The sequence below is a fragment of the Paenibacillus sp. SJS-P3 genome (assembly GCF_056711585.1).
In genome coordinates this window covers 2,821,605-2,845,553 of record NZ_CM160043.1, presented here as the reverse complement: position 1 = coordinate 2,845,553, position 23,949 = coordinate 2,821,605, and the positions used below count along the sequence as shown (strand labels likewise).

The 23,949-nt window shown below is 62.3% G+C and carries 21 protein-coding genes; 18 read left to right on the top strand and 3 right to left on the bottom strand.

What is annotated here, in order from left to right:
- Window positions 1–131: 131 nt before the first annotated feature.
- Complete coding sequence (gene pruA, locus AC06G8_RS13115) at window positions 132–1,679, top strand: L-glutamate gamma-semialdehyde dehydrogenase (protein WP_447661205.1); 1,548 nt, start codon at window positions 132–134, stop codon at window positions 1,677–1,679.
- 148 nt (window positions 1,680–1,827) lie between these two features.
- Here the strand turns inward: pruA and AC06G8_RS13110 are convergent, their stop codons facing one another.
- The gene (locus tag AC06G8_RS13110; RefSeq protein WP_480283061.1) at window positions 1,828–3,669 is read right to left on the bottom strand and encodes a fibronectin type III domain-containing protein; all 1,842 of its coding nucleotides are present in this window, start codon (window positions 3,667–3,669) and stop codon (window positions 1,828–1,830) included.
- A 382-nt stretch (window positions 3,670–4,051) separates the two neighbouring features.
- On the opposite strand from AC06G8_RS13110, the gene rsmD reads away from it, so the two are divergent.
- Window positions 4,052–4,639 (top strand): 16S rRNA (guanine(966)-N(2))-methyltransferase RsmD, encoded by a 588-nt coding sequence (gene rsmD, locus AC06G8_RS13105; RefSeq protein ID WP_480283060.1) that lies wholly within the window; start codon window positions 4,052–4,054, stop codon window positions 4,637–4,639.
- Window positions 4,629–5,180 (top strand): pantetheine-phosphate adenylyltransferase, encoded by a 552-nt coding sequence (gene coaD, locus AC06G8_RS13100; RefSeq protein ID WP_480283059.1) that lies wholly within the window; start codon window positions 4,629–4,631, stop codon window positions 5,178–5,180. Before rsmD ends, coaD begins: the two co-directional genes overlap by 11 nt.
- Before the next feature lie 18 nt (window positions 5,181–5,198).
- On the opposite strand, the gene AC06G8_RS13095 is transcribed toward coaD, so the two are convergent.
- A complete protein-coding gene (locus AC06G8_RS13095) occupies window positions 5,199–6,395 on the bottom strand; it encodes a hypothetical protein (protein WP_480283058.1) in 1,197 nt (398 codons plus the stop codon).
- Window positions 6,396–6,580: 185 nt separating this feature from the next.
- Here AC06G8_RS13095 and AC06G8_RS13090 point away from each other — a divergent pair, with 185 nt between their 5' ends.
- Window positions 6,581–7,711: a S16 family serine protease gene (locus tag AC06G8_RS13090; RefSeq protein ID WP_480283057.1), complete on the top strand. Its 1,131-nt coding sequence runs from the start codon at window positions 6,581–6,583 to the stop codon at window positions 7,709–7,711.
- A gap of 19 nt (window positions 7,712–7,730) precedes the next feature.
- Here the strand turns inward: AC06G8_RS13090 and AC06G8_RS13085 are convergent, their stop codons facing one another.
- Window positions 7,731–8,996, bottom strand: a complete 1,266-nt coding sequence (locus AC06G8_RS13085) for a nucleotidyltransferase (RefSeq protein ID WP_480283056.1) — start codon at window positions 8,994–8,996, stop codon at window positions 7,731–7,733.
- A 134-nt stretch (window positions 8,997–9,130) separates the two neighbouring features.
- Here AC06G8_RS13085 and AC06G8_RS13080 point away from each other — a divergent pair, with 134 nt between their 5' ends.
- The 14 genes from AC06G8_RS13080 to ffh all read left to right on the top strand — a co-directional run bounded on the left by AC06G8_RS13080 (window position 9,131) and on the right by ffh (window position 23,874).
- Window positions 9,131–9,634 (top strand): YceD family protein, encoded by a 504-nt coding sequence (locus AC06G8_RS13080; RefSeq protein WP_480283055.1) that lies wholly within the window; start codon window positions 9,131–9,133, stop codon window positions 9,632–9,634.
- Window positions 9,635–9,689: 55 nt separating this feature from the next.
- Window positions 9,690–9,863, top strand: coding sequence for a 50S ribosomal protein L32 (gene rpmF / locus AC06G8_RS13075; RefSeq protein WP_021880971.1), 174 nt, complete (start codon window positions 9,690–9,692; stop codon window positions 9,861–9,863).
- 215 nt (window positions 9,864–10,078) lie between these two features.
- Complete coding sequence (fapR, locus tag AC06G8_RS13070) at window positions 10,079–10,660, top strand: transcription factor FapR (RefSeq protein WP_447661659.1); 582 nt, start codon at window positions 10,079–10,081, stop codon at window positions 10,658–10,660.
- 1 nt (window position 10,661) lies between these two features.
- Window positions 10,662–11,663 carry a phosphate acyltransferase PlsX gene (plsX, locus tag AC06G8_RS13065; protein WP_480283054.1) on the top strand — a complete coding sequence of 334 codons (1,002 nt, stop codon included), beginning with the start codon at window positions 10,662–10,664 and terminating at the stop codon, window positions 11,661–11,663.
- A complete protein-coding gene (locus tag AC06G8_RS13060; protein ID WP_480283053.1) occupies window positions 11,660–12,646 on the top strand; it encodes a beta-ketoacyl-ACP synthase III in 987 nt (328 codons plus the stop codon). Before plsX ends, AC06G8_RS13060 begins: the two co-directional genes overlap by 4 nt.
- 54 nt (window positions 12,647–12,700) lie before the next feature.
- Complete coding sequence (gene fabD / locus AC06G8_RS13055) at window positions 12,701–13,636, top strand: ACP S-malonyltransferase (RefSeq protein ID WP_447661197.1); 936 nt, start codon at window positions 12,701–12,703, stop codon at window positions 13,634–13,636.
- Window positions 13,637–13,712: 76 nt separating this feature from the next.
- Entirely contained in the window at window positions 13,713–14,462 is a 750-nt protein-coding gene (fabG, locus tag AC06G8_RS13050) for a 3-oxoacyl-[acyl-carrier-protein] reductase (protein ID WP_447661196.1), read from the top strand.
- Window positions 14,463–14,658: 196 nt separating this feature from the next.
- Window positions 14,659–14,892 (top strand): acyl carrier protein, encoded by a 234-nt coding sequence (acpP, locus tag AC06G8_RS13045; protein ID WP_021880976.1) that lies wholly within the window; start codon window positions 14,659–14,661, stop codon window positions 14,890–14,892.
- A gap of 305 nt (window positions 14,893–15,197) precedes the next feature.
- A complete protein-coding gene (gene fabF / locus AC06G8_RS13040) occupies window positions 15,198–16,439 on the top strand; it encodes a beta-ketoacyl-ACP synthase II (protein ID WP_447661195.1) in 1,242 nt (413 codons plus the stop codon).
- Window positions 16,429–17,133, top strand: a complete 705-nt coding sequence (rnc, locus tag AC06G8_RS13035; RefSeq protein WP_447661194.1) for a ribonuclease III — start codon at window positions 16,429–16,431, stop codon at window positions 17,131–17,133. The genes fabF and rnc overlap by 11 nt, the downstream gene beginning before the upstream one ends.
- A 144-nt stretch (window positions 17,134–17,277) precedes the next feature.
- Window positions 17,278–20,856 carry a chromosome segregation protein SMC gene (smc, locus tag AC06G8_RS13030; protein WP_447661193.1) on the top strand — a complete coding sequence of 1,193 codons (3,579 nt, stop codon included), beginning with the start codon at window positions 17,278–17,280 and terminating at the stop codon, window positions 20,854–20,856.
- 75 nt (window positions 20,857–20,931) lie between these two features.
- A complete protein-coding gene (gene ftsY / locus AC06G8_RS13025; protein ID WP_447661192.1) occupies window positions 20,932–21,927 on the top strand; it encodes a signal recognition particle-docking protein FtsY in 996 nt (331 codons plus the stop codon).
- 119 nt (window positions 21,928–22,046) lie between these two features.
- Window positions 22,047–22,427 (top strand): YlxM family DNA-binding protein, encoded by a 381-nt coding sequence (ylxM, locus tag AC06G8_RS13020; protein WP_447661191.1) that lies wholly within the window; start codon window positions 22,047–22,049, stop codon window positions 22,425–22,427.
- Between the two features lie 70 nt (window positions 22,428–22,497).
- On the top strand, window positions 22,498–23,874 hold the full coding sequence (gene ffh, locus AC06G8_RS13015; RefSeq protein ID WP_447661190.1) for a signal recognition particle protein: 1,377 nt from the start codon (window positions 22,498–22,500) through the stop codon (window positions 23,872–23,874).
- Window positions 23,875–23,949 lie beyond the last annotated feature (75 nt).

Here is a 23,949-nt window from a genome sequence, read left to right as displayed (position 1 = left end):
CACCCTCCCCTCCGCCGGCGCTTGTGGCGCGAGCGGCTCCAAGTCATGTTCAAGGCCGGTCATGATTATATATAGGCAGAGTGCCTGACACCCATGACTGCAAGCCAAAAGGACATACGGAGGCGAACGATATGTTGGAACCGTTCCGCAACGAGCCGCTCACCGATTTCCGCGACGACCGCAACCGCTCGCTGTTTCATGCGGCGCTCGATGAAGAGCGCGGACGCCAGGGCCAGACCTATCCGCTTCTGATCGGAGGCCGGGAGAAGTTTGAAGGAGCGGCGGCAGATTCCCTAAACCCGGCACGCTATGGAGATGTGATCGGACGGGTCGTCCAGGCGGACCTGCGGCAGGCGGCGGAAGCGGTGGAATCGGCCCATGCAGCCGCAGCCGGCTGGGCGCGGGAGCCGTTCGCCGTGAGGGCGCGGATTCTATACCGCGCGGCGGCGCTGCTCAGGAGGCGCAAGCACGAATTTTCCGCGCTCATGGTGCTGGAGGCGGGCAAGCCCTGGGGGGAAGCCGACGCCGATACGGCGGAGGCGATCGACTTCCTGGACTATTACGGCCGCGAGGCCGAGCGCATCGGCGCGCCGCAGCCGCTGATCCGCCTGCAGGGGGAAGACAACGAGCTTCTCTACATCCCGCTCGGCACCGGGGTCGTCATTCCGCCGTGGAATTTCCCGCTCGCGATCATGGCCGGCATGACGGCGGCCGCGCTCGTCTGCGGCAATCCGGTCGTGCTCAAGCCGGCCAGCCCGACAGCGGTAATCGCAGCGAGGTTCGTCGCGCTGCTGCTGGAAGCGGGACTGCCGGAGCAGGTCATCCAGTTCGTGCCGGGACCGGGATCGGTCATCGGCGACGCGCTGGTGGATCATCCCCTCGCCCGGTTCATCAGCTTTACGGGATCGCTGGAGACGGGACTGCGAATCCATGAGAGAGCATCGCGGCTGGCCAAAGGCCAGCGCTGGATGAAGCGAGTCATCGCGGAGCTTGGCGGCAAGGATGCGATCGTCGTCGACAAAAGCGCCGATCTCGAGGCGGCCGCGGAGGCGATCGCAGCATCGGCCTTCGGCTTTTCGGGGCAGAAATGCAGCGCCTGCTCCCGCGCGATCATCCATGCCGACGTCTATGACCGGGTGCTGGAGGATGTGGTGCGGCGCGCCTCGGGGCTGCGGGTCGGTGACCCGGCCGAATACGGCACCGACATGGGGCCGGTCATCGACAAGGCGGCGCTCCGCAAGATCGCGGACTATGTGGAGATCGGCAGCGGCGAAGGCAAGATCGTCTGGGGCGGCGGCACCGACGACAGCTTCGGCTATTTCGCCCAGCCGACGATCATCGAGGGGGTGGACCGCAAGGCGAGAGTAGCCCAGGAGGAAATTTTCGGGCCTGTTCTGGCGTTCATCCAGGCGGACGATTATGGAGATGCGCTGGACATCGCCAATGATACGGCTTACGGCCTTACCGGCTCGGTATTTTCAGGCAAGCGGGCGCATCTGGAAGAGGCACGGCGCTCCTTCCATGTCGGGAATCTGTACTTGAACCGCAAATGCACCGGCGCTCTCGTCGGCGTGCATCCGTTCGGAGGCTTCAATCTGTCCGGCACCGATTCCAAGGCTGGCGGCAGCGATTATCTGCTGCAGTTCACGCAGGCGAAGGCGATATCGGAGAAGCTGTAGGGAGCGGAAGGGTCGCTGCGGCACATCCAAAGCAGAAATAAAGAGCAGTCGAAGCAGCGGGCATGGCAAAAAAGTCCGGACCGTCAGCGGAAGAGCCGACGGCGTCCGGACTTATCCACGTTTCAGGCCTCCATGGATGTCTCTGGCTCTAGGCTTGGAGCAGCCAAAGAGCGGGGACATTCGGAGGCTCCCAGCCTTGAAGCGAAGTATGCGGCTGGCGGCATGAATACGTTTTGCCGCCGTAGGTGGCGAGATCGCCGGTTTTGTAGGCGACGCCCGCAGCCCAAGCCTGCGCGCCTGCGGCATCGGTGGACGCCGTCACGGCAGCGGCGGGAGAGACGTTGCCGGCGGCGTCCTTGGCCTTGACCGTGAACGTATAGGAGGTTCCGGCGGCCAAGCCCGATACGGTGACGCTCGTGCCGGATACGGCCAGCTGCTGGCTGCCGTAGGCGACGGTGTATCCGGTCACGCCGACATTGTCGGTCGATGCGGTCCAGGACAGCGATATGGAGGAGGAGGTCTTGCCTGCGACGGCCAATCCCCCAGGGGCGGTCGGAGGCGACGTGTCGCCCGAAGCCGCGCTCGTGCGCACATTCAGCGCCGCGCTGGCGGCGGATAGATTGCCGGCGGCATCCTTCGCCTTGACGGTAAACGAATAGCTTGTATCCGGAACGAGGCCGGTGATGACGGCGGAAGTCCCGGACGCATTGAGCTGGGTGGAGCCGTAGCTCACGACGTAGCCGGCCACGCCGACGTTGTCGGTCGAAGCGGTCCAGGACAGCGACACGCTGGTGGAGGACACGCCTGTCGACGCCAGATTGGCCGGGGCGGATGGCGGCTGCGTATCCGGCGCCTGGGGAGCGATCGCGTTCAGATAGGCCCGGTGCTTGGTGGAGAACTCGAAGCTGTTGAATTTATCCCAATTGATCGACCAGGTCATCAGTCCGCCGAAGTTCGGATAGCCGGTCGAGCTGCCTCTCGTTTTGTACGAGGACAGCTGCTTGCCCTTGATGAGGGCGTCGAGTGCCGTCTGCACATCCGCTACGGATGTGAATCCGCCGCCGGCATTGCCGTTGGCCGGCAATCCGAGAATGACCTGCTCCTGCTTGAGCGCAGGGAATACCTGGCTGGCGTTTTTGGCGACGGGGAAGCCGGTCAGCAGCATATCGGCCATCGCGACATGGAAGTCGGCGTTGCCCATCGTGTGGTATTGGTCGTCAAGGCCGGTGATCGGGCCGGAATTGTAATTCTGCACCTGCAGCCAGTCGAGGATGTCCCGGGTGGCGTGGATGACGGGCAAATAGGCGCCGGCGCGCGAGTCGCAGCTGATGCAGCTGCCGCCATAGAACGAATAGCCGAGCTGGACGAAAAACGTTTCCGGAGCCATCGTCAGAATGAAGCTGCCGGTCCCGTATTTTCCGTTGATCGACTTCAGGGCGCTGATCAGGTTGACGATGACCGGCGTCGTCGGATTGCGGAAGTCCGAATCGCCGGCGTTCAGATAGAGGGAATGTCCCTCGAAGTCGACGTCGAGGCCGTCGAAGCCGTATTTATCGATGATTCCGGTTACAGAGGATACAAAGGCGTCTCTTGCCGCGGCGGTCGCAAGCTGAACCTGCCCGTTGGCGCCTCCGATGGAGATAAGCACTTTTTTGCCTTTGCTTTTCAAGTAAGCGACATCCGCCTTGAAGTCCGTATCGGTATAGTTGAATGGAACGAAACCGATGCTGCCCGTCGTGCTGCCTCCGACCGGCTCCGCGAAGGAAACGTTGACGACGTCGAAGTCGGGCGAGACGTCGCGCAGGCGGATGAAGCCGGAGCCGTTGTCGAAGTTGTGCCAATAGCCGACGATTTTGTATCCGCCTGCAGGAGCGGCCGAGGCGCGGGACGGAAAAGCGGCCATGCTCAGGATCGACGCAGCCAGGACGGCCAGGCTGAGCCAGGCGGCCAGCAGGGATCTTCGCGCCATGGAAGATGGATAAGCGTACATAATGAAGCCTCCTCAAAAGGATTCGGAATTCGGGCTTTGCGCCGCTTCTGTCAAGCGGCTGAACCTGCTCGCGGGCTGCCTGTTCGGGCTGTCGGATCATGCCTCCTTTCGAAGGAATGGAACAAGGGGAGACGATGCGTCTTCAGCGCAGAGTCCTTGACGCTGATTCTATTATCAGGGGCGCTGGCTGCCGGCAGAAGGGAGAAGTTACGATCGTGCAGGGGATAATTTCCTCTTGAGCTGCATGGCGAGGCGCCGATGCGGCCTAGGGGACAGGCTGGATCGGGCTGTCGGGCACGCTTCCAAACGCATCGGCGGTTGTGGTACGATAGCAGGGCAAATGGGCGGCGGAAGCCGCTAGAAGCAGGAGGGGCAGGCACGAATGAGAGTAATCGCGGGCGAGGCCAAGGGCAGGCCGCTGAAGGCGGTACCGGGCATGAATACGCGTCCGACGACCGACAAGGTGAAGGAAGCCGTGTTCAGCATGATCGGCCCTTATTTTGAAGGTGGATGGGCGCTGGACCTGTTCGCCGGCACGGGAGGCCTCGGCATCGAGGCGCTGAGCCGCGGCATGGAGAAGGCGGTCTTCGTCGATCAGGATAGGACGAGCATTGCGGTCGTCAAGGCCAATGTAGAGGCGGCAGGCATGTCCGGGCGCGCCGAAATATATACGAACGACGCCGGAAGGGCGGTCAAGGCGCTCGCGAAGCGGGAAATATCGTTTGCGGCCGTATTCCTTGATCCGCCCTACCGGCTGACCCATATGGATGCGCAGATCATGGAGCTGCAGGAGCGGCTGCTGCTCGCTGACGATGCGGTGATTGTGGTGGAGCACGACGCAGGGCATGCATACCCCGAAGTCATCGGCGGCTGCGAGCAGACGAGAAGAGTGCAATATGGCGAGACGGCCGTGACCGTATATCGGTATCGGCTTCAACAGACGGAGGTAGCGGATGCAGATGGGAACTAATTCGGGCGGAACACAGGACGGCTTGAAGGAAGAGGACGGATTGATCCTAAGCGGCAGGGTGGCTGTCTACCCGGGAAGCTTCGACCCCGTCACATGCGGGCATCTCGACATCATCCAGCGGGCGGCCAGGCAATTCGATACGGTTATCGTGGCCGTTCTGAACAACACGAGCAAAAACCCGCTGTTCTCCGTCGAGGAGCGTCTCGAGCTGCTGGCGGAGATTGCCCGGGACATCCCCAACGTGGAGATCGACAGCTTCCGCGACCTGACCGTCCGCTTCATGCGCTCGCGCGGAGCGCGCACGATCGTACGGGGCATCCGGTCGGTGACGGACTTCGAATACGAGCTGCAGCTGGCGTCGATGAACCATCAGCTCGACGGCGACATCGAGACGATCTTCATGATGACGAATCCCAAATACTCTTACCTCAGCTCCAGCATCGTCAAGGAGATCGCCCGCTTCCATGGAAGCGTCAAGGATCTCGTTCCGCCTGAAGTGGAGAGGGGGCTCGAACGCAAATACGCAGACCGGCAGCCATGAGCAGCCGGTCTGTTGTCGCTAGGCTCGTCGGCGCAGTCCGCGGACGGCAGCCGAGATCAGGAGCAGCGCTGCCAGAATGACGGCCCAGGCTGCGGCGGAATAAGGAAGGGATGGCCAGAGAGAGGCCGGCAGAGCTTGCTCCCAGCCGGACATGCCGGGAGAAAGAAAGGCTGGACGCGCGGCGGAAGCGGCTGTCTCAACGAAGGAGGCCAACGCGCTCAGCGGTCTCCATAGAACGAGCGTCAGGCCGGCGGCAATAACGGAGGCGAGCAGCCTGGCCCCGGCCAGCGGGAGCAGCCGCAGTCCGGTTCCCGACGACGCTCCGGCCGCCTGGAGCAAGGAGCAGAGCCCGCCCCATGAGAGCGCAGCGGCGATGGCTGCCGCCTGCAGCAGCGAGGACGGCTCTGGAGCGTGCCAGCTTGCGAGGGCGTTCATGCCGAGATGGACTTCCGCGAGCGAGATCATGAGCGGCCCTTGAACAGCCTCGGGAAGAAACGGCTGCAGCAGCCGGATGACGACGGCGGCCAGGATGATGAGTCCGCCGGCGTTCATGAGCTGCTGCACGGCGCCGGTGACGCCGTCGCCTAAAGCTTTGCCGAAGGAGCGGCCGTCCCGTTTCCTGCCTTCTTCCATGGCGAGCACAATGCGCCAAGCCGCTCCTTTTCCGGCCTCAGCCGCTGCTTGCTCCTCCAAGCGAGGGACCTCCGCAGGCTTCCGGCTCAGGATGCTTACGATCATGCCGGAGATGAGACTGGACAGCCACAGCAAGGGCATGAGCATGAGCCCGAACTGAGGCTGATGGAGGAAGCCGGCGCCGACGACGACGATGACAAAGATCGGATTGGGGAGATGGGCCGCAGCGAGCAGCCGCTGTCCTTCCGAGCGAGTCAAGCGTCCGCTGGATACAAGCGAGGCGGCTGCCTGGGCTCCGGCAGGGAAGCCTCCTGTCCAGCCTTGGACGAGGCCCCAGCCTGCCGCTCCGGGAAGCCGCAGCAGCCTTGTCGTCAGCGGAGCCAGCATAGCTCCGATAGCGTCGACGAGGCCGAAGGCGAGCATCAGCTCGGCAAGCACGAGGAAGGGCAGCAGCGAGGGGAAGACGAAGTTCCACCAGAGGGACAGGCCGGATAGCGACGCTTGAAACGCTTCGGACGTTCCTCCGACGATGGCTGCGACGAGCAGGACGGCGGCGCAGGCGGTTAGCAGAGTACGCAGCATGAGGGAAGCCTCCTAGCGGGATGGAATGGTCGGCCGATGGTTGTCCGCGGACAAACGGTACCTAACTATACGCCTCGCGCGGACAGGTTAGAACGCCCGTGCTCATGTCTTGGAAGAGTCGGTCCGCTCAGGGTCGGCCGCCTCGCTGCCCGCAGCTGCGATCAACAAGAAGGAGGCTTTGCTCCATGCGTTCCCATTCAACCGGTTTGCCGGCCGCCAGGTCCCGGCGACAATCGGGAGCCGCCCGCAGGCTGCTGCCGCTCGCCGCTTTAGGCGCGGTCCTGCTTCTTTGCGCCGTGCCGCGTCCCTATTACATCGTGAAGCCGGGCTTTGCGCTGGATGCGGCCGGGCTGCTCCCGCCGGGCCAGGCAGGAAGCGGCAAGGGAAGCTGGCTGTATACGGCCATCCGGGTTGACGATGCCAGCGCCGCCGAAGCGGCGGCCGCATGGCTTTTCAAAGGCCGTCAGGTGATGGAGAAGAGGGCTTTGCTGAGGGGCGAGTCCGAGGCTGATTACATGGCCGGCATGAAGCTGGTCATGGAAGCTTCCCAAGCCGACGCAGCCGAGGCTGCCTACCGGCTGTCCGGGACTTCTTATCTCCGCATTCCGGAGAAGGTCGTCGTTCTGGAGGGGGGCCGCTTGGGAAAAGGAGCGGAGCTCGCGGCGGGTGATCTCGTCACGAGCTGCGCCGGAAGTCCCGTCGAATCCTTGTCCGGTCTGGCGGCTTGCCTGGACGCTGCCGCCGCTCGCGGAGGCGCCGGCTTGGAGCTTGCGCGTGGTTCGCGGACAATCACCGTTCATGTGGATATGAACCGGGACGAGCTGAGAGCGTATGCCGAAGGGCTGCGGGGAATGGCTGCCGGAAGGGAGGGGGAGGTCGGAACGGAGGCCGAAAAAGCGCCCGCTGCTCTTGCGGCGGGCGCTCCGACATGGGGAGAAGTGCGAGTCATCAAAGACGAGAAGACCGGACTCCCGCTGGAATGGAAGGAAGCCTCCGCAGGCGGACCGTCCGCAGGATTGATGATGGCGCTGGCCGTGTACGATCGCTTGACTGCGGGAGACGGCACCGGCGGCCTGAAGGTTGCCGGAACCGGAACGATGTCTCCGGACGGCTCGGTCGGAGCTGTCGGCGGCGTCGTCCAGAAGGTCGCAGCCGCAGCGGCTGCCGGAGCGGAGCTGTTCCTCGTCCCTCCGCAGGAAAGGCGAGAGGCGGAGGCATCGGCGATGCAGCTGCATACGCCGATGAAGATCGCCGCGGCCGCGACGCTGGAGGCTGCGGCGGAGGCTGTCGCCGCGCGGGCGGGGCTGCGGGAGTAGCCGTTTTTCCCAAAGCAGATCACTCCAGACGGACGGGAGGCTCGTAATAGTCGCGGAACAGCTCTTTCGGCCCTGGCGGGGCCATTCCGCCGCGGCCGGCGGAAGCGTACACGGCTGTCGCCCGCACGTCCAGCTCCAGCATGGGGAGCCCTTGCGGAGCTCTCGCGGCGCTGAGCAGAACGGGCGCCGAAGCGGAGCGCCTCATCCGCGCCAGCAGCTCCCGGCCTTTGGGGGTGAAGCCGAGCACGCGGATGTAGCCCGGCCCCCCGCTCAGCCGTTCGGGAGACAGCTCGTCCTTGCGCAGGTCCAGCAGCACGCCGAGCAGGGCGCGCTGGAGCCTGGTTCTCGTGTAGCGCTTCGTTTTCATCGCCTGCAGCAGCGCCTCCATGCCGGCGGTTGGCAGCTGCCGAAGGCTTGACAGCAGGCGATGCTCGAGTCCCTCGCCCATGCCGAGGATGCCTGCGAGCGAAGCCGGCGTTCCGGTCAGGATTCGATGCAGCAGCTGGGGGAAATAATCGTCCCAGGAGCGCGGAGCGTTTCCGTCCTGCCATTCGCGCTCCAGCACCTCGATCGTGCCGGGAGGCACGAACGGCGCAAGCGAGGAGAGGCTGCTTCCTGCGGAGAGCTTTTTCCTGAGGGCGGTCGCGCTTGCGATGGAGCCGGATTCCGCTACCGGATCGTGGTAGCCGGCTCCTTCGCGGCGGATCGTAAGCGGCTCCATTCGTCCCTTCAGCCGCCGCAAGGCGATCAGGTAGTGAAGGCCGAGCGTCTGATTCGGAAGCGCAAGCTCCTCCGGAGCCAGGCCCAGATCGGCGGCGTCTCCGGATAGGGCCATATAGTCCATCAGGGCGGAGGAATACGCGGATGGATAAGGCGCGCCTTCTCCGAGACGATGGCGCAGCAGGGAGCGGAATTCGGCCGGCTCGTCCGCCAGCAGGCCGGCTGCGCGGCTCAGCGGCTCAAGCCTTCCGCTCTCGCTGCCGAAGCAGAACGCGTCGACGACGCCGGTCGACTCCAGCACCGCGACGGCGCCGTGCGCGAACCATTCGGCAGGCTGCACGGAATAGGCGAGCGGAAGCTCCAGCACGAGGTCGCAGCCTCCGAGCAGAGCGGTGCGCGCACGCGCCCACTTGTCCATGAGCGCGGGTTCGCCGCGCTGCAGGAAATGGCCGCTCATGACGGCGACGACGGCATCGGCGCCCGCGGCCTCTACGGATTTTTGCAAATGATAGGCATGGCCGTTGTGAAAAGGGTTATACTCGACGATAAGACCAGTTGTGCGCATAATACACCTCGACAAATCGGCAGATTTCCGCTTTACTATAGCATGAAATGTCCCGAGCGGTAATCGGTGGGCTTTTGGTTGACAAATGGTTCCCGCGCTCGATATAATAAATTTTGTTTGTTTGGAGTGATCTTATGGAATTTCGTGTTATGGAAGTTGTTTCCAAAGGGGTCGAGCACAGCTTCAACGAAGAGCTGGACATGCAGGAGCTTTTGGGCGACCGCAAGGACGTCCTGTCCGCTAGTCCGCTTCGCGCCAGCCTTGCCGTCCGTCCTTTCGACGGGACCGCGCAGGTAAGCGGAGAGCTGAGCGCCGATCTCACAATGGCTTGTTCCCGATGCCTGGAGCCGACCGAGGAGCATATCGTCATTCCGATCGAAGAACGGTTTGCCCATGTTTCCGCGGTGAAGGACATCAACGAGGACGAAGATCTGATCATCGTAAGTGAGGACAAGGTCGACCTGGAGCCTTATGTCGAGGGCACCATGCTTCTCTATCTTCCGATGTCTCCGCTGTGCAGCGACGACTGCAAGGGGCTTTGTCCGGATTGCGGGATCAATCTCAACGAGCAATCATGCGGCTGTTCCCAGGATAAGATCGATCCGAGGTTCGAGGCGCTTAAGAAGCTTCTGGAGTAGGACTTGGCATGATTGTCGGCGGAAGCCGCCCATTCTTTTAAGGAGGTGTTAGACAATGGCAGTACCACAACGTAGAACGTCCAAAACCCGCCGCGACAAACGCCGCACGCACTTCAAGCTTGCAGTGCCGGGCATGGTGAAATGCGAGCAGTGCGGAGAGCTCAAGCTGGCTCACCATGTTTGCAAAGTATGCGGATACTACAAAACCAAAGAGGTTATTTCCCAGTAGTCTCTTGCCGTTCCCGTCACGGGGACATTCTCGAAGCGCTCCGCCTCTGTGGCGGAGCGTTTTTTATTGCCCGGGGGCAGGCGCTGTGCGCCTTGCAATGCCGTCTGGCGGCAGGGTGCGGGGAGTCCATTGCGGCCATCGGCGATTTTCTATATACTGAATTGGTACCAGGTGTTAAAAATGAGACGGTCGAAGGTGGTGGCGGTATCGAGCGCCTGCCGAAGAAGCAGCGGCACCAGCAGCTGCTGGGCCTGTTGAACGACAACCCGTTCGCCACGGACCGGGAGCTGACCAGGCTGCTTAGAGTAAGCATACAGACGATCCGGCTGGACCGGATGGAGCTCGGCATTCCGGAGCTGCGCGAGCGGATGAAGCTGATGGCCGAGCGTTCCTACGATTCCGTGCGTTCGCTTCCGCTGGACGAGGTCATCGGCGAGATCGTGGACCTGCAGCTCGACAAAAGCGGAATTTCCCTGTTCGAAATCGGCGAGGAGCATTCGTTCTCTCGGACCGGCATTGCAAGGGGCCATCATATTTTCGCCCAGGCCAACTCGCTTGCCGTCGCCGTGATCAACGACGAGATCGCTTTGACGGCTACCGCCGATATCCGTTTTCTCCGGTCCGTCCGGCTGGGGGAGAAGTGCATCGCCAAAGCGTACGTCCGCTCCAATACAGGGCAGCGGAGCAAGGCGAAGGTGGAAGTATTCTCCTATGTCGGAGACGAGATGGTTTTCGAAGGCCATTTCGTCATCCATCGTTCGGGGGGAGAAGCGGCCGCGCCAGAAGGAGGAGAATAGCGTGAGAATTGCCATCGATGCGATGGGAGGCGACCATGCGCCCGGCCAGATCGTGCTTGGCGCGCTGGAAGCGGCCCGCCAGTGGCCGGATACGGAAATCCTGCTGGTGGGGGATGAGGCTGCGATCGAGGCTGCCCTTGGGGGGCAGTCGGCGGCCAATCTGACGGTTCAGCATGCATCCGAGAAGATAGGAAGCGACGAAGAGCCGGTAAGAGCGGTCCGCCGCAAGAAGGACGCCTCGATGGTGGTGGCCGGACGGATGCTGAAGGAAAAATCCGTCGATGCCATGCTGTCGGCCGGCAATACGGGCGCCTTGATGACAACCGGCCTGCTTGTCGTCGGCCGCATGCCCGGAATCGAGCGGCCTGCGCTGGCGACCGTGCTGCCGACGATGGACAATAAGGGCGTGCTCGCTCTGGATCTCGGCGCCAATATGGATGCCAAGCCGGAGCATCTGATGCAGTATGCGGTGATGGGGAGCATTTACCGCTCCAAGGTCGAAGGCATCGAGCGGCCGCGCGTCGGCTTGCTGAGCGTCGGCACCGAAGCTTCCAAGGGCAACGAGCTGACGAAGGCTGCCTACGGCTTGATCGAGGCGGCGCCCGTGCATTTCATCGGCAACGTGGAATCCAGGGAAGTCATGCAGCGCAACTGCGACGTCCTGGTCTGCGACGGATTCGCCGGCAATATATTGCTCAAGACGATGGAGGGCACGGCAGGCGCCGTCATGAAGGAGATCAAGGGAGCCTTCACGAAGTCCCTGATGACGAAGCTTGCCGCAGCCATCATGATGCCGGGGCTCAAGGGCCTTCGCGACAAGATGGACTACTCCCATCACGGGGGGGCTCCGCTTCTCGGCTTGAACGGCCTTGTCGTCAAATGCCACGGCTCCTCCAATGCGGCCGCCGTCAAGAACGCGGTCCGGATAGCCCGGACCGCGCTGCAAGCCGGCCTTATCGAGACGGTAGCCGCGGAAATCAGCGGAAAAGAGGACTTATCATGAATCTAATCCCAGTCGGTATTATCGGTACGGGCAAATACGTTCCGGAACGAGTGTTGACCAATAAAGATCTCGAACAGATGGTGGAAACGAACGACGAGTGGATCGTCACCCGCACCGGCATGCGGGAACGCCGCATCGCGGCGCCGGACCAGGCGACCTCCGATCTCGCCTACGAGGCTTCCATCAAGGCGCTTGACAGCGCCGGCATCACGGCCGAGGACTTGGACTTGATCGTGGTGGCGACGGTCACCCCGGACATGTTCTTCCCGTCCACGGCCAGCCTGCTCCAGGATCGGCTCGGCGCCAAGCGCGCAGCCGCTTTCGACCTGTCCGCCGCATGCTCGGGCTTCATCTACGGCCTGGCGACGGCAGCCAACATGGTGGCGACCGGAATGTACAGGAAAGTGCTGGTCGTCGGGGCCGAATGCCTCTCGCGGATTACGGATTACACGGACCGCAATACATGCATCCTGTTCGGCGACGGAGCGGGCGCTGTCGTGCTCGGCGAAGTGCCGGCCGGCCGCGGCTTCAAGTCCTTCGATCTCGGCTCGGACGGCTCCGGCGGGCATCTGCTCAAGATTCCCGGAGGCGGATCGCGCATTCCGTCCACGGCGGAGTCGGTCGAGGAGAAGCATCATTTCCTCAAGATGGCCGGAAACGACGTCTTCAAGTTCGCAGTCCGGGTCATGGGCGCCGCAGCCGACGACGCTCTGCGCAAAGCCGGCCTGACCAAGCAGGACATCGACCTGCTCATTCCGCATCAGGCCAACATCCGCATCATCCAGGCGGCGCTGAACCGGCTCGACCTGCCGGAGGAGAAGGCCGTCATCAACCTCGACCGCTACGGCAACGTGTCCGCCGCATCGATTCCGCTCGCCCTTTGCGACGCCGTCGAGCAAGGCAGAGTATCCGAGGGAGACACGCTGCTCATGGTGGGCTTCGGCGGCGGCCTTACTTGGGGAGCGGCGGTCCTGGTCTGGTAAGCAAGCCTTTCAGCGAATTTCCGTGAAGGAAACCATTTGATCGGAGGAGCATCTTTGAGCAAAATCGCGTTTGTATTTCCGGGGCAGGGAGCTCAGGCAGTCGGCATGGGACGGGATCTGTACGAGTCCAATGCCCGCGCCAAAGCCGTATTCGACGAAGCCGACGCGGCACTGGGCTTCCCGCTGTCCGATATCATATTCAACGGCCCTGACGAGGCTCTCAAGCAGACGGCCAACACGCAGCCCGCGCTGCTGACGACGAGCGTGGCGTTTCTGGAAGCATTTCGGGAGTCCGGCATTATGCCGGCTTATGCCGCGGGCCACAGCCTTGGCGAATACAGTGCGCTGGTGGCCGCAGGCTCGCTCGGCTTCGCCGATGCGGTCCGCACCGTTCGCGCCAGAGGCGAGTTCATGGAGCAGGCCGTTCCTGGAGGACAGGGAGCCATGGCGGCCGTCCTCGGCGCCGAGCGCGGACCGCTTGCGGAGCTGTGCGCTTCGATCACGGCCGAAGGCAAGCCGGTGGAGCTGGCCAACGTCAACTGTCCGGGACAGATCGTCGTGTCGGGCAGCGCAGAGGGCGTTGCGGCAGCTGTAGAGAGGGTCAAGGAGGCCGGAGCCAAGCGGGCGATTCCGCTCGAAGTGAGCGGCCCCTTCCATTCCTCCCTGATGAAGCCTGCAGCCGTGCGGCTGGCCGAGGTTTTGGAGCAGGTGGAGTTCAAGGACGCGCAGTATCCTGTCGTCGCCAATGTGAACGCGGCAGCCGTGCAGGCGGCCGTCGACATCCGCAGGCTGCTGGTGGAGCAGGTCTATTCTCCCGTGCTGTGGGAAGATACGGTCCGGATGCTGATCGCCGAGGGTGTGGACACATTCGTCGAGATCGGATCGGGCACCGTCCTGGCGGGGCTCATCAAGAAGACGGACCGCGGAGCTCGCGTCATCAACGTGAACGGCGCCGATTCGCTTGCGGCCGCGATTCAGGAGCTTGCCTAGAATACAGCTTGCAGCGGCGTCAGGCTCATGCCTGCGTCGGCAGCATCAGCAGTCATTTAGATAGGAGGAACACGCCATGTTTGCAGATTTGACGGGCCGCACGGCCCTCGTGACAGGCGCTTCCCGCGGCATCGGCCGCGCGATCGCGATCGCTCTGGCAGAGGCCGGCGCCGACGTCGCGGTCAATTATTCCGGCAGCGAGGCGGCGGCTGCGGAAACGGCAGCCGCTATCGAAGCCCTCGGCCGCAAAGCGGTGATCCTCAAAGCCAACGTAGGCAAGGCCGCCGAGTTCGACGAAATGGTCAAGTCCGTCCTGGACGCCTTCGGGAAGCTCGACATCCTCGTCAACAACGCCGGCATCACGCGCGACAACCTGATCATGCGGATGAAGGAAGAGGAGTTCGACCAGGTCATCGAAACGAATCTGAAGGGCGTCTTCAACGGCATCAAAGCCGTTACCCGTCCGATGATGAAGCAGCGTTCGGGCCGGATCATCAACATTTCTTCCGTTGTCGGAGCGATGGGAAATCCGGGTCAGGCCAACTACGTCGCCGCCAAGGCCGGCGTCATCGGCCTCACCAAGTCCGCCGCCCGCGAGCTGAGCTCGCGCGGAATTACGGTGAACTGCATCGCTCCGGGCTTCATCGAGACGGAAATGACGGACAAGCTTCCCGAGGACGTCAAAGGCTCCATGATGGGCGGCATTCCGCTCGCCCGTCTCGGCAAGCCGGAGGATATCGCGGCTGCCGTCCGTTTCCTGGCGTCGTCGGAGGCTTCTTATATGACCGGCCAGACGGTGCATGTCGACGGCGGCATGTACATGTAATGACAGCATTCGGGCAATGATAAGTCGCTGCCGGCGATCGGCGGGCATTCCACGCGCCTGGCGGGACGGGGCAAGCCGACAGACCGGGGCTGTCCTGGCCTTCCGGGCGGAAAGCGGCCGCCGGCGGCAAGGAAACGTTTGCGGTCTGGCATTTTAAATTGGATTCTCGTATAATACCATGGAGGAGGTGAACCGGATGTCCGAAGTAGTGGATCGCGTCAAACGCATCGTAGTGGATCGTCTTGGCGTAGACGAGGCGGAAGTTACCCTCGAAGCTTCTTTCAAGGATGACCTCGGCGCTGACTCGTTAGACGTCGTTGAACTCGTCATGGAGCTTGAAGATGAATTCGACCTGGAAATCTCTGATGAAGATGCGGAGAAGATCACGACGGTGGGAGAAGTAGTCAATTACATACAATCTCATACGTAATTGTCCACGAGAGTCCCGTTTCACGACGGGACTTCTCTCTTCATCACCGCATGATTATCCCGCGGCCCCTTCAAGCCGTTTGATCGGCGGCCATTCTCTCCCTGATTCTCCAAACGTTATCCGCACATGCGCTCGTCCCGGATCGGGACCGAGGCGCCATATCCGAACTCACTAACCTGCATGCTGCAGCTGCGATGGTCAAGCCCGCTACGAAGCGGCGCACGGCCCGTATGCTGATGGATAGATATAGTTGCAAGACGGCGCAAGACGAGCCGTCCACATTGCCGTTCTCCGAGGTGAATTGAATGAATAAACGAGTGGTAGTAACAGGCTTGGGCGTATTGACTGCCCTTGGCGACAACAAAGAGCAGTTCTGGAGCAGCCTGATGGAAGGCAAATCCGGCGTATCGGAAATCGAATCATTCGATATTTCCGAATACCCGACCAAGATCGCGGCCGAAATCAAAGGCTTCGACCCGGAGAGCTACGGTCTCGACCGGAAAGAAGCGCGCCGCATGGACCGCTTCGTCCAGCTGGCTGTCGTGGCGAGCCTCAAGGCTGTCGAAGACTCCGGCCTGCGCATCGGCGAGAACAGCGATGCCGAGCGCACAGGGGTCATGGTCGGCTCCGGCATCGGGGGCCTCGGCACTTGGGAAGACCAGCACAGCGTGCTGCTGGAGAAAGGGCCTAAGCGCGTCAGCCCGTTCTTCATTCCGATGATGATCGCGAACATGGCTTCCGGCCAAGTATCGATGGCAACCGGCGCCAAGGGTCCCAATACGACCGTGGTAACGGCATGCGCGACGGGTACCCATACGATCGGGGATTCGTTCAAGATGATCCAGCGCGGCGACGCCGATGTCATGATCTGCGGCGGCGCGGAATCCACGATCCGCCCGATGGCGATGGCCGGCTTCTGCTCCATGCGCGCCATGTCGGTACGCAATGACGAGCCGCAGAAGGCAAGCCGTCCATTCGATGTCGACCGCGACGGATTCGTCATGGGCGAAGGCGCAGGCGTCCTGATCCTGGAATCCATGGAGCATGCCGAGGCGCGAGGAGCCCATATCTATGCGGAAGTGATCGGCTACGGCATGAGCGGAGACGCCCATCATATGACGGAGCCGGATCCGGACGGAGCGGCCCGCTGCATGAAGATGGCGCTGCGCGACGCCAAGCTGGAGCCGGAGAGCATCGATTATATCAATGCGCACGGCACGTCGACGCCGGTCGGCGACAAATCCGAGACGACGGCGATCAAGAATACGTTCGGAGAGCATGCCTACAAAGTCGCCGTCAGCTCCACCAAGTCGATGACGGGACATCTGCTCGGCGCCGCAGGCGGCGTTGAGGCGGTCATCCTGGCGCTGACGCTGCAGAACGGAGTCATCGCTCCGACGATCAACCTCGACAATCAGGATCCGGAATGCGATCTGGACTACGTGCCCAACGTTCCGCGCCAGGCGGATGTCCGCACGGCGCTGTCCAACTCCTTCGGATTCGGAGGCCACAACGCGACGATCATCATGAAGAAATATGAAGCGTGAGCGATTCCAGGACCTGCAGCGCCAGCTAGGCCTCGCCTTCGCCAAACCCCAGCTGCTCAGACAGGCCTTCACGCATACTTCTTACGTGAACGAACATCGCGATACCGTAACCGAAGATAATGAAAGGCTCGAGTTTCTAGGCGACGCCGTGCTTCAGCTGCTCGTGTCCGAGCATCTGTTCCAGACTTATCCCGAGCGCCCGGAAGGGGATCTCACCCGGATGCGGGCGGCGATCGTCTGCGAGCCTTCGCTGGCCAGATTCGCCGAGCGGCTTGATTTCGGCTCGTTCGTCCGTCTGGGCAAAGGCGAAGAGCAGCTTGGCGGCAGGCAGCGCCCTGCGCTGCTGGCCGATCTGTTCGAAGCGTTTGTCGGCTCGCTTTATTTGGACGCCGGGGTCGACGCGGTCAGGGACTTTCTCCGCCGGGTGATGTTCGCCAGGCTGGAAGGCAATGAGGGCCTCTCCGGCAAGGATTACAAGTCCAAGCTGCAGGAGCGCGTGCAGAACCTTTCCCTTGGCGGCGTTGAGTATCGCGTTGCCGAGGAGCGCGGTCCGGCCCATGACCGGGAGTTCGTCGTTCATGTCCTTGTCGGCGAGGAGATTCGCGGGCGGGGCATCGGACGCACCAAGAAGGAAGCGGAGCAAAAGGCCGCTGAGGAGGCTTGGCAGGCTGTTTCGGAGCCGCAGGCCGATTAGCACCGCCAGCCATCCAGGGCCCGGCACCGTCATTTCAGGTGCCCGGGCTTTTTTTATTGTCTATGGAAGGCGCCCATGCATCAAGCACGCTGACCAGCCGCCCTGCCGTATGGTACAATAGCCACAAGAGGTGAACCGCTATCCATGTTGTTGAAACGGATTGAATTATCGGGCTTCAAATCCTTTGCGGACAAAACCGAAATGGAGTTTGTGCGCGGCATTACCGCCGTCGTCGGTCCTAACGGCAGCGGCAAGAGCAATATTTCCGACGGCATCCGGTGGGTGCTCGGCGAGCAGAGCGCCAAAAGCCTGCGCGGCGGCAAGATGGAGGACATCATCTTCGCCGGAAGCGATGCCCGCAAGGCGGTCAATTACGGCGAGGTCTCGCTTACGCTGGACAACTCGGACGGCACGCTGTCGCTCGAGCATCAGGAAGTGACGGTGACCAGGCGCGTGCACCGGAGCGGCGACAGCGAATACATGATCAACCGCCAGTCCTGCCGGCTCAAGGATATTACGGAACTGTTCATGGATACGGGCATCGGCAAGGAAGCCTATTCCATCATCGGCCAGGGCCGCATCGAGGAAATCCTCAGCACCCGTTCGGAGGACCGGCGCGGCATCTTCGAGGAAGCCTCCGGCATCGTGAAGTACAAATCCCGCAAGCGGGAAGCCCAGCGCAAGCTGGACGACACCGAGAGCAACCTGCTGCGCATCTACGACCTCGTCTCGGAGCTGGAGGATCAGGTCGAGCCGCTGCGGGAGCAGTCGGAGCGGGCGATCCAGTTCAAGGCTCTCAAGGAAGAGCTCAAGAGCAGCGAGATCGGCTTGTATGTCCATCAGATCGACCAGGTGCATCAAGGCTGGAACGAGAACAATGCGAAGCTCGAAGTTCTCCGCAAGGAGGAGCTGGAGCTGTCCTCTGTCGTCAGCAAGCATGATGCATTGCTCGAGAAGGACCGCATGCAGCTGCGGGAGCTGGAATCGCAGCTGGAGGAGCTGCATGCGGCGATGCTGCAGTACAGCGAGGATTACGAGAAATGCGAAGGGTATGGCGAGGTGCTCAAGGAGCGCCGCCGCAATCTGGACGGCAACAGGGTCCAGCTGGAGCAATCGCTGGAATCGCTGCGCGGCCGCCAAGAGCAGATGGCCGCGGAGGAAGAGGAGATCCGGGCCAAGGCAAGCGCCTTGGAGGCTGTCCTCATCGATCTCCGCAGCCGCATGCAGGGAGAAGAAGGCCGCCTGGCGGGAGTCGCCGGGGGCACGTCGACCGAAGCGGGCGAATCGCTCAAGGGCGAATTGCTGGAAGTGCTGAGCACGATGGCCCAGCTGCGCAACGAAATCCGCTATTCCGAGCAGCAGAAGGAATCGCTCCAGCGCCGAATGGATCGTCTTGGCGGCGAAGAGGGCAAATGGCAGGAGAGTTCGGAGCGGCTGGAGAGCCGCAGGGCCGAGCTGGAGCTCTCGCTCAAGGGGACGGTGCAGGAGCTGGAGTCCGTTCGGAACCAATACATACAGCAATCCCAGCGGGTCCAGGAAATCCAGCGTCTGCAGGAGGAAGCCGGTTCCGCCTTGCGCAAATGGGAGCAGCGGCTGGAGGCGCTCACCTCGCGCCGGGATACGATGAAGGAAATGCAGGATGCGCTCGACGGCTTCATGCACGGCGTCCGCGAGGTGCTCAAGGCTGCGCGGCGCTCTTCCGGAGGACTCGAAGGCGTGCACGGTGCCGTAGCCGAGCTCGTCCGGGTGCCGCAGCGGATCGAGACCGCCGTCGAGACGGCTCTGGGCGGAGCGCTGCAGCATGTCGTCATGCAGGACGAACGGACGGCGCGCGCGGCTATCACATTCCTGAAGCAGCGTCAGCTTGGAAGGGCGACGTTCCTTCCCCTCGATGTGATCAAGGGGAGATCGGTGCCCGAGCAGGACAAGCGCCAGGCCGCATCGATGGAAGGCTACATCGGCGTTGCCGCCGAGCTGGTCGGCTGCGAGCCGCGATACGAGAATATCGTGAACAATCTGCTCGGCAACGTGCTTCTGGCCGAGAATCTGGAATGTGCGAACCGGATCGCAGCCCGCTGCGGCTACCGCTTCCGCGTCGTGACGCTGGAAGGCGACGTCGTCAATGCCGGCGGTTCCATGACCGGGGGCAGTCTCCAGAAGAAAGGCGCAAGCCTGCTCGGCCGCCAGCGGCAGATCGAGCAGCTGGACATGGAAGCCTCCGACATGCAGAAGCAGATCGATCGGCTTCGGGGGGAACAGTCGGACTTGCGCAAGGAAGCGTCGATCGCCGCCCAAACTCGGGACGAGCATCGGGAGACGGCGGAGCGGCTGAACGTGCAGGAGCAGCAGCGGCGCACGGAGCTGCAGCATGTCACGAGCGAGGCTGCAGCGCTTGCCGAACAAGGCGCGGTCTTCAGTTCCGACCGCAGCGGCAATGAAGAGGAGCTGCGCCAGCTGGACCAGGCCGCAGCGGAAGCCGCGAGCCGGCTGGATGAGCTGGGCATACGCGAAGCGGGCCTGCAGGAAGCGATCGCGATGGCGGAGCAGCGGCGCAAGGCGAGCGAGTCGGCCAAGGAGGAGCTGCAGGGGCAGCTGACCGATCTCAAGATCCAGGTCGCGAAGGCGGACCAGGAGCGGCTTGCCGTGCAGGATGTGCTGAACCGGATCAAGGGCGACAGCGGAAGGGCGCGGTCGGAAGCGGCCTCCCTGGAGGCTGCCCTGCGCGACCGGCTTCAAGAGCAGGAGTCTCTCGAAGCCGAGTCGGTGAAGCAGATCGAGGAGCTCAACCGGTTGCGGCTGCGCAAGGAGGAATGCTCCGCGCAGACGGATCTCAAGCGATCGGCGCGCGCGGACAAGAGCAAGGAGCTTGAGCTGGGCGAAAGCGAAACCCGCGAGCAGCGCAGCGGACTGAAGCGCGTCGAGGAGCAGCTCCGGCAGACGGAAATCGCCGTCAACCGGCTCGATGTGGAGCTGGACAACCTTCTCCGCAAGCTGAGCGAGGAATACGGCCTCAGCTACGAGTTGGCCAAAACCCGCTATTCCATGGCGGGAGAAGCCGCCGAAGTGCAGACGGCGGTGCGCGACTTGAAGCGGCGCATCGCCTCGCTCGGCGAAGTCAACCTCGGCGCCATCGAAGAGTACCAGCGGGTTCGGGAACGCTATGAATTTCTGGATGCCCAGAGGCTGGATCTGGTCGAGGCGAAGGCGACTCTCTATGAAGTCATCCGAGAGATGGACGAGGAGATGTCGAAGCGCTTCCGAATCACCTTCGAGGAGATTCGCCGCCACTTCGTCGTCGTATTCTCCAAGCTGTTCGGAGGAGGACGCGCCGATCTGGTGCTCGTCGATCCTGAACGGGTGCTCGAGACCGGCATCGACATCGTAGCCCAGCCTCCGGGCAAGAAGCTGCAGAACCTGCAGCTGCTCTCCGGCGGCGAGAGGGCGCTTACCGCGATCGCGCTGCTGTTCGCCATCCTTCAGGTCAAGCCCGTTCCGTTCTGCGTGCTCGATGAGGTGGAGGCGGCGCTCGACGAGGCCAACGTCGCCCGCTTCGCCCAGTATTTGCGGGAGTTCTCGGAGCTGACCCAGTTCATCGTCGTCACCCACCGCAAAGGCACGATGGAGGAAGCGGACGTGCTTTACGGCGTCACGATGGAGGAGGGCGGCGTCTCCAAGCTCGTATCGGTGCGGCTTGAGGACGAGGATGCGGCCGTATCGGCCTGAATGGCCCAAGAAAGGTCGGCAGCCGCATGGCTGCCCGCCTCGACTATAGAATGATGAAGGACCGGAGGAGACGGCATGGGATTTTTCAAGAAGCTTAGAGAAAGCATCGCCTCCAAGACGGAGTCGGTCACGACGATATTCAAGGACGGGCTGTCCAAAACCCGCACAGCTCTTGTGGAACGGGTGGAGGAGCTCATCACCCGCAGGAAAAAGATCGACGAGGATTTCTACGAGGAGCTGGAGGAAATACTCATCAGCGCGGATGTCGGCGTCAATACCGTCATGGAATTGATCGACGACCTGCGCTCCGAGGTGAAGAAGCGCAAGATCGAGGATGCCGCACAGCTGCAGCCGGTGCTGTCGGAGAAGCTGATCGGACTGCTCGGCAGCGACAACGGCAGCGAGCTGCGCATGGCGGACGAAGGGATTACGGTCATTCTGTTCGTCGGGGTCAACGGCGTCGGCAAAACGACGACGATCGGCAAGCTCGCCCATAAGTTCAAGAGCGAAGGGAAATCGGTTCTGATGGCGGCCGGCGACACATTCCGGGCCGGCGCGATCGAGCAGCTGGAAGTGTGGGGCCAGCGCGTCGGCGTGGACGTCATCCGCCAGCAGGCGGGCTCCGATCCGGCTGCGGTCATGTATGACGCCGTCCAGGCGGCCAAGCAGCGCAAGGCGGACGTGCTTCTGTGCGACACGGCGGGCAGGCTGCAGAACAAGAGCAACCTGATGGAAGAGCTGAACAAGATCTTCCGCGTCATCCAGCGCGAGATTCCGGGAGCTCCGCATGAGGTGCTGCTCGTTCTTGACGCCAATACGGGGCAGAACGCGCTCAGCCAGGCCAAGATGTTCGGCGAGAAGAGCGGCGTGACCGGCCTCGTGCTGACGAAGCTCGACAGCACGGCCAAGGGCGGGATCGTCATCGCGATCCGCCATGAGCTGGACCTTCCCGTCAAATTCGTCGGCCTCGGCGAGAAGATGGAGGACCTCCAGCAATTCGACTCCGAGCAGTTCGTGCATGCGTTGTTCGCGGGGCTTATCCGGGATCAGGAGTCCGGTCCGGAGCAATAGCCTGATTGCTGACAAGGTCAAAAGCTTGACACCTGCTCCGGCGTAGGTTATGATAAGCTTCGCTAACGCAGGATGACCGGCGGCGGCCGGCCTGCAGGATCTGGAAGGAGCTGCTGCCGATGGCTGCCGATCAGCGCGACGCGCTGGAGAAGACGACGCGGATCAACATGCTGTTCGATCTGTACGGTCTGCTGCTTACGGAGAAGCAGGTCTCCATCCTGACTTATTATTTCCTCGACGATTTCTCGCTCGGAGAGATCGCTGCCGAGCTCGGCGTCAGCCGCCAAGCGGTGTATGAGCATGTCAAGCGCGGCGCGGCGCTGCTGGAGGATTACGAGGCGAAGCTCGGACTGCTGTCCCGCTCGCTCTCGGCGTCCAGGCTGCTGGACGAGCTGCAGGCAGGACTTGGAGAGATCGCTCTCACGCCCGCCGGCGCCAAGCTCGCCGAGCTCGCGGAGGCTCTCCGGGAGTCGTTGATGCCGGGAGAGCATGAGAACTGACGAAGGACCGCCTTGGAGCGGTTTGGAATAAATACATGATAAGCATGGAAGCGGACAGGAGGTGGCGGGAATGGCTTTTGAAGGGTTGTCTAGCCGGCTGCAGAACGTATTCGGCAAGCTGCGGGGCAAAGGCAAGGTAACGGAAGACGATGTGAACGAAGCCATGCGCGAGGTCAGGCTCGCACTGCTGGAAGCCGACGTCAACTTCAAGGTCGTCAAGGAATTCATCGCCAAGGTGAAGGAGCGCGCCCTCGGCCAGGAGCTGCAGAAGAGCTTCACGCCGGGCATGGTCATCATCGACATCGTCAACAAGGAATTGACGGAGCTGATGGGCGGCACGCAGAGCAAGCTGGCCAAGGCGAACCGTCCTCCGACGGTCATCATGATGGCGGGCCTGCAAGGCGCCGGCAAGACGACGACTTCCGGCAAGCTCGCCCTGATGCTGAAGAAGTCCAACCACAAGCCGCTGCTCGTGGCGGGCGACATCTATCGCCCGGCGGCGATCAAGCAGCTGCAGGTCGTGGGCGGAGGCATCGGCGTGCCGGTGTTCAGTCTCGGCGACCAGACCTCCCCGGTCGAGATCGCCCGCCAGGGCGTCGAGCATGCCAAGGAGAACGGTCTGGACTATGTCATCATCGATACCGCAGGCCGCCTTCATATCGACGAAGCGCTCATGGACGAGCTGAAGCAGATCCATGAAGTGACGAAGCCCGATGAAGTGCTTCTAGTCGTGGATGCGATGACCGGCCAGGAAGCGGTCAACGTCGCTCAGAGCTTCCATGATCAGCTCGCCCTCACCGGCGTCGTGCTGACGAAGCTCGACGGCGATACCCGCGGCGGCGCGGCCCTCTCGGTCAAAGCCGTCACGGGCTGTCCGATCAAGTTCGCCGCTACCGGCGAGAAGATCGAGCCGCTGGAGCCGTTCCATCCGGAACGGATGGCTTCCCGGATTCTCGGCATGGGCGACATGCTTTCCCTCATCGAGAAGGCGCAGTCGAGCATCGACGCCGACAAGGCTGCCGAGATGGAGCGCAAGATGCGCAACGCCGAGTTCACCTTCGAGGATTTTCTGGAGCAGATGGAGCAGGTCCGCAGCATGGGCCCGCTGGATCAGATCATGGATATGCTGCCCGGCATGAACAAGATGAAGGGCATGAAGGATCTCAAAGTGGACGACAAGCAGGTCGGCCGGGTCGAAGCGATCGTGAAGTCGATGACGACAGAAGAGAAGCGCAAGCCTGAGCTTCTCAACCACAGCCGCCGCAAGCGGATCGCCGCAGGCAGCGGCACATCGGTGGCGGAAGTCAACCGGCTGATCAAGCAGTTCGACGACATGCGCAAGATGATGAAGCAATTCTCCTCCATGATGGGTCCGAAAGGTCCAAAAGGCGGCATGAAAGGCCTCAAAGGCTTGCTCGGCAAAAACATGAAATTCCCGTTCGGCTGATCTGATCTTCAGCCTGCGATAACGTCCAGGGCGCGATTCCTTTCCAGGAAAAGCCGAAGACGTCTTATTCTTTCA

Excerpts from the sequence above, each read along its gene's own strand:
- AC06G8_RS13095 (WP_480283058.1), bottom strand. The coding sequence starts at position 6,395 with ATGCTGCGTACTCTGCTAACCGCCTGCGCCGCCGTCCTGCTCGTCGCA.
- AC06G8_RS13085 (WP_480283056.1), bottom strand. The coding sequence starts at position 8,996 with ATGCGCACAACTGGTCTTATCGTCGAGTATAACCCTTTTCACAACGGC.
- coaD (WP_480283059.1), top strand. The coding sequence starts at position 4,629 with ATGGGAACTAATTCGGGCGGAACACAGGACGGCTTGAAGGAAGAGGAC.
- ffh (WP_447661190.1), top strand. The coding sequence starts at position 22,498 with ATGGCTTTTGAAGGGTTGTCTAGCCGGCTGCAGAACGTATTCGGCAAG.
- acpP (WP_021880976.1), top strand. The coding sequence starts at position 14,659 with ATGTCCGAAGTAGTGGATCGCGTCAAACGCATCGTAGTGGATCGTCTT.
- AC06G8_RS13110 (WP_480283061.1), bottom strand. The coding sequence starts at position 3,669 with ATGTACGCTTATCCATCTTCCATGGCGCGAAGATCCCTGCTGGCCGCC.
- rsmD (WP_480283060.1), top strand. The coding sequence starts at position 4,052 with ATGAGAGTAATCGCGGGCGAGGCCAAGGGCAGGCCGCTGAAGGCGGTA.
- ylxM (WP_447661191.1), top strand. The coding sequence starts at position 22,047 with ATGGCTGCCGATCAGCGCGACGCGCTGGAGAAGACGACGCGGATCAAC.
- ftsY (WP_447661192.1), top strand. The coding sequence starts at position 20,932 with ATGGGATTTTTCAAGAAGCTTAGAGAAAGCATCGCCTCCAAGACGGAG.
- AC06G8_RS13090 (WP_480283057.1), top strand. The coding sequence starts at position 6,581 with ATGCGTTCCCATTCAACCGGTTTGCCGGCCGCCAGGTCCCGGCGACAA.
- AC06G8_RS13060 (WP_480283053.1), top strand. The coding sequence starts at position 11,660 with ATGAATCTAATCCCAGTCGGTATTATCGGTACGGGCAAATACGTTCCG.
- rnc (WP_447661194.1), top strand. The coding sequence starts at position 16,429 with ATGAAGCGTGAGCGATTCCAGGACCTGCAGCGCCAGCTAGGCCTCGCC.
- rpmF (WP_021880971.1), top strand. The coding sequence starts at position 9,690 with ATGGCAGTACCACAACGTAGAACGTCCAAAACCCGCCGCGACAAACGC.
- AC06G8_RS13080 (WP_480283055.1), top strand. The coding sequence starts at position 9,131 with ATGGAATTTCGTGTTATGGAAGTTGTTTCCAAAGGGGTCGAGCACAGC.
- fabG (WP_447661196.1), top strand. The coding sequence starts at position 13,713 with ATGTTTGCAGATTTGACGGGCCGCACGGCCCTCGTGACAGGCGCTTCC.
- smc (WP_447661193.1), top strand. The coding sequence starts at position 17,278 with ATGTTGTTGAAACGGATTGAATTATCGGGCTTCAAATCCTTTGCGGAC.
- fabF (WP_447661195.1), top strand. The coding sequence starts at position 15,198 with ATGAATAAACGAGTGGTAGTAACAGGCTTGGGCGTATTGACTGCCCTT.
- pruA (WP_447661205.1), top strand. The coding sequence starts at position 132 with ATGTTGGAACCGTTCCGCAACGAGCCGCTCACCGATTTCCGCGACGAC.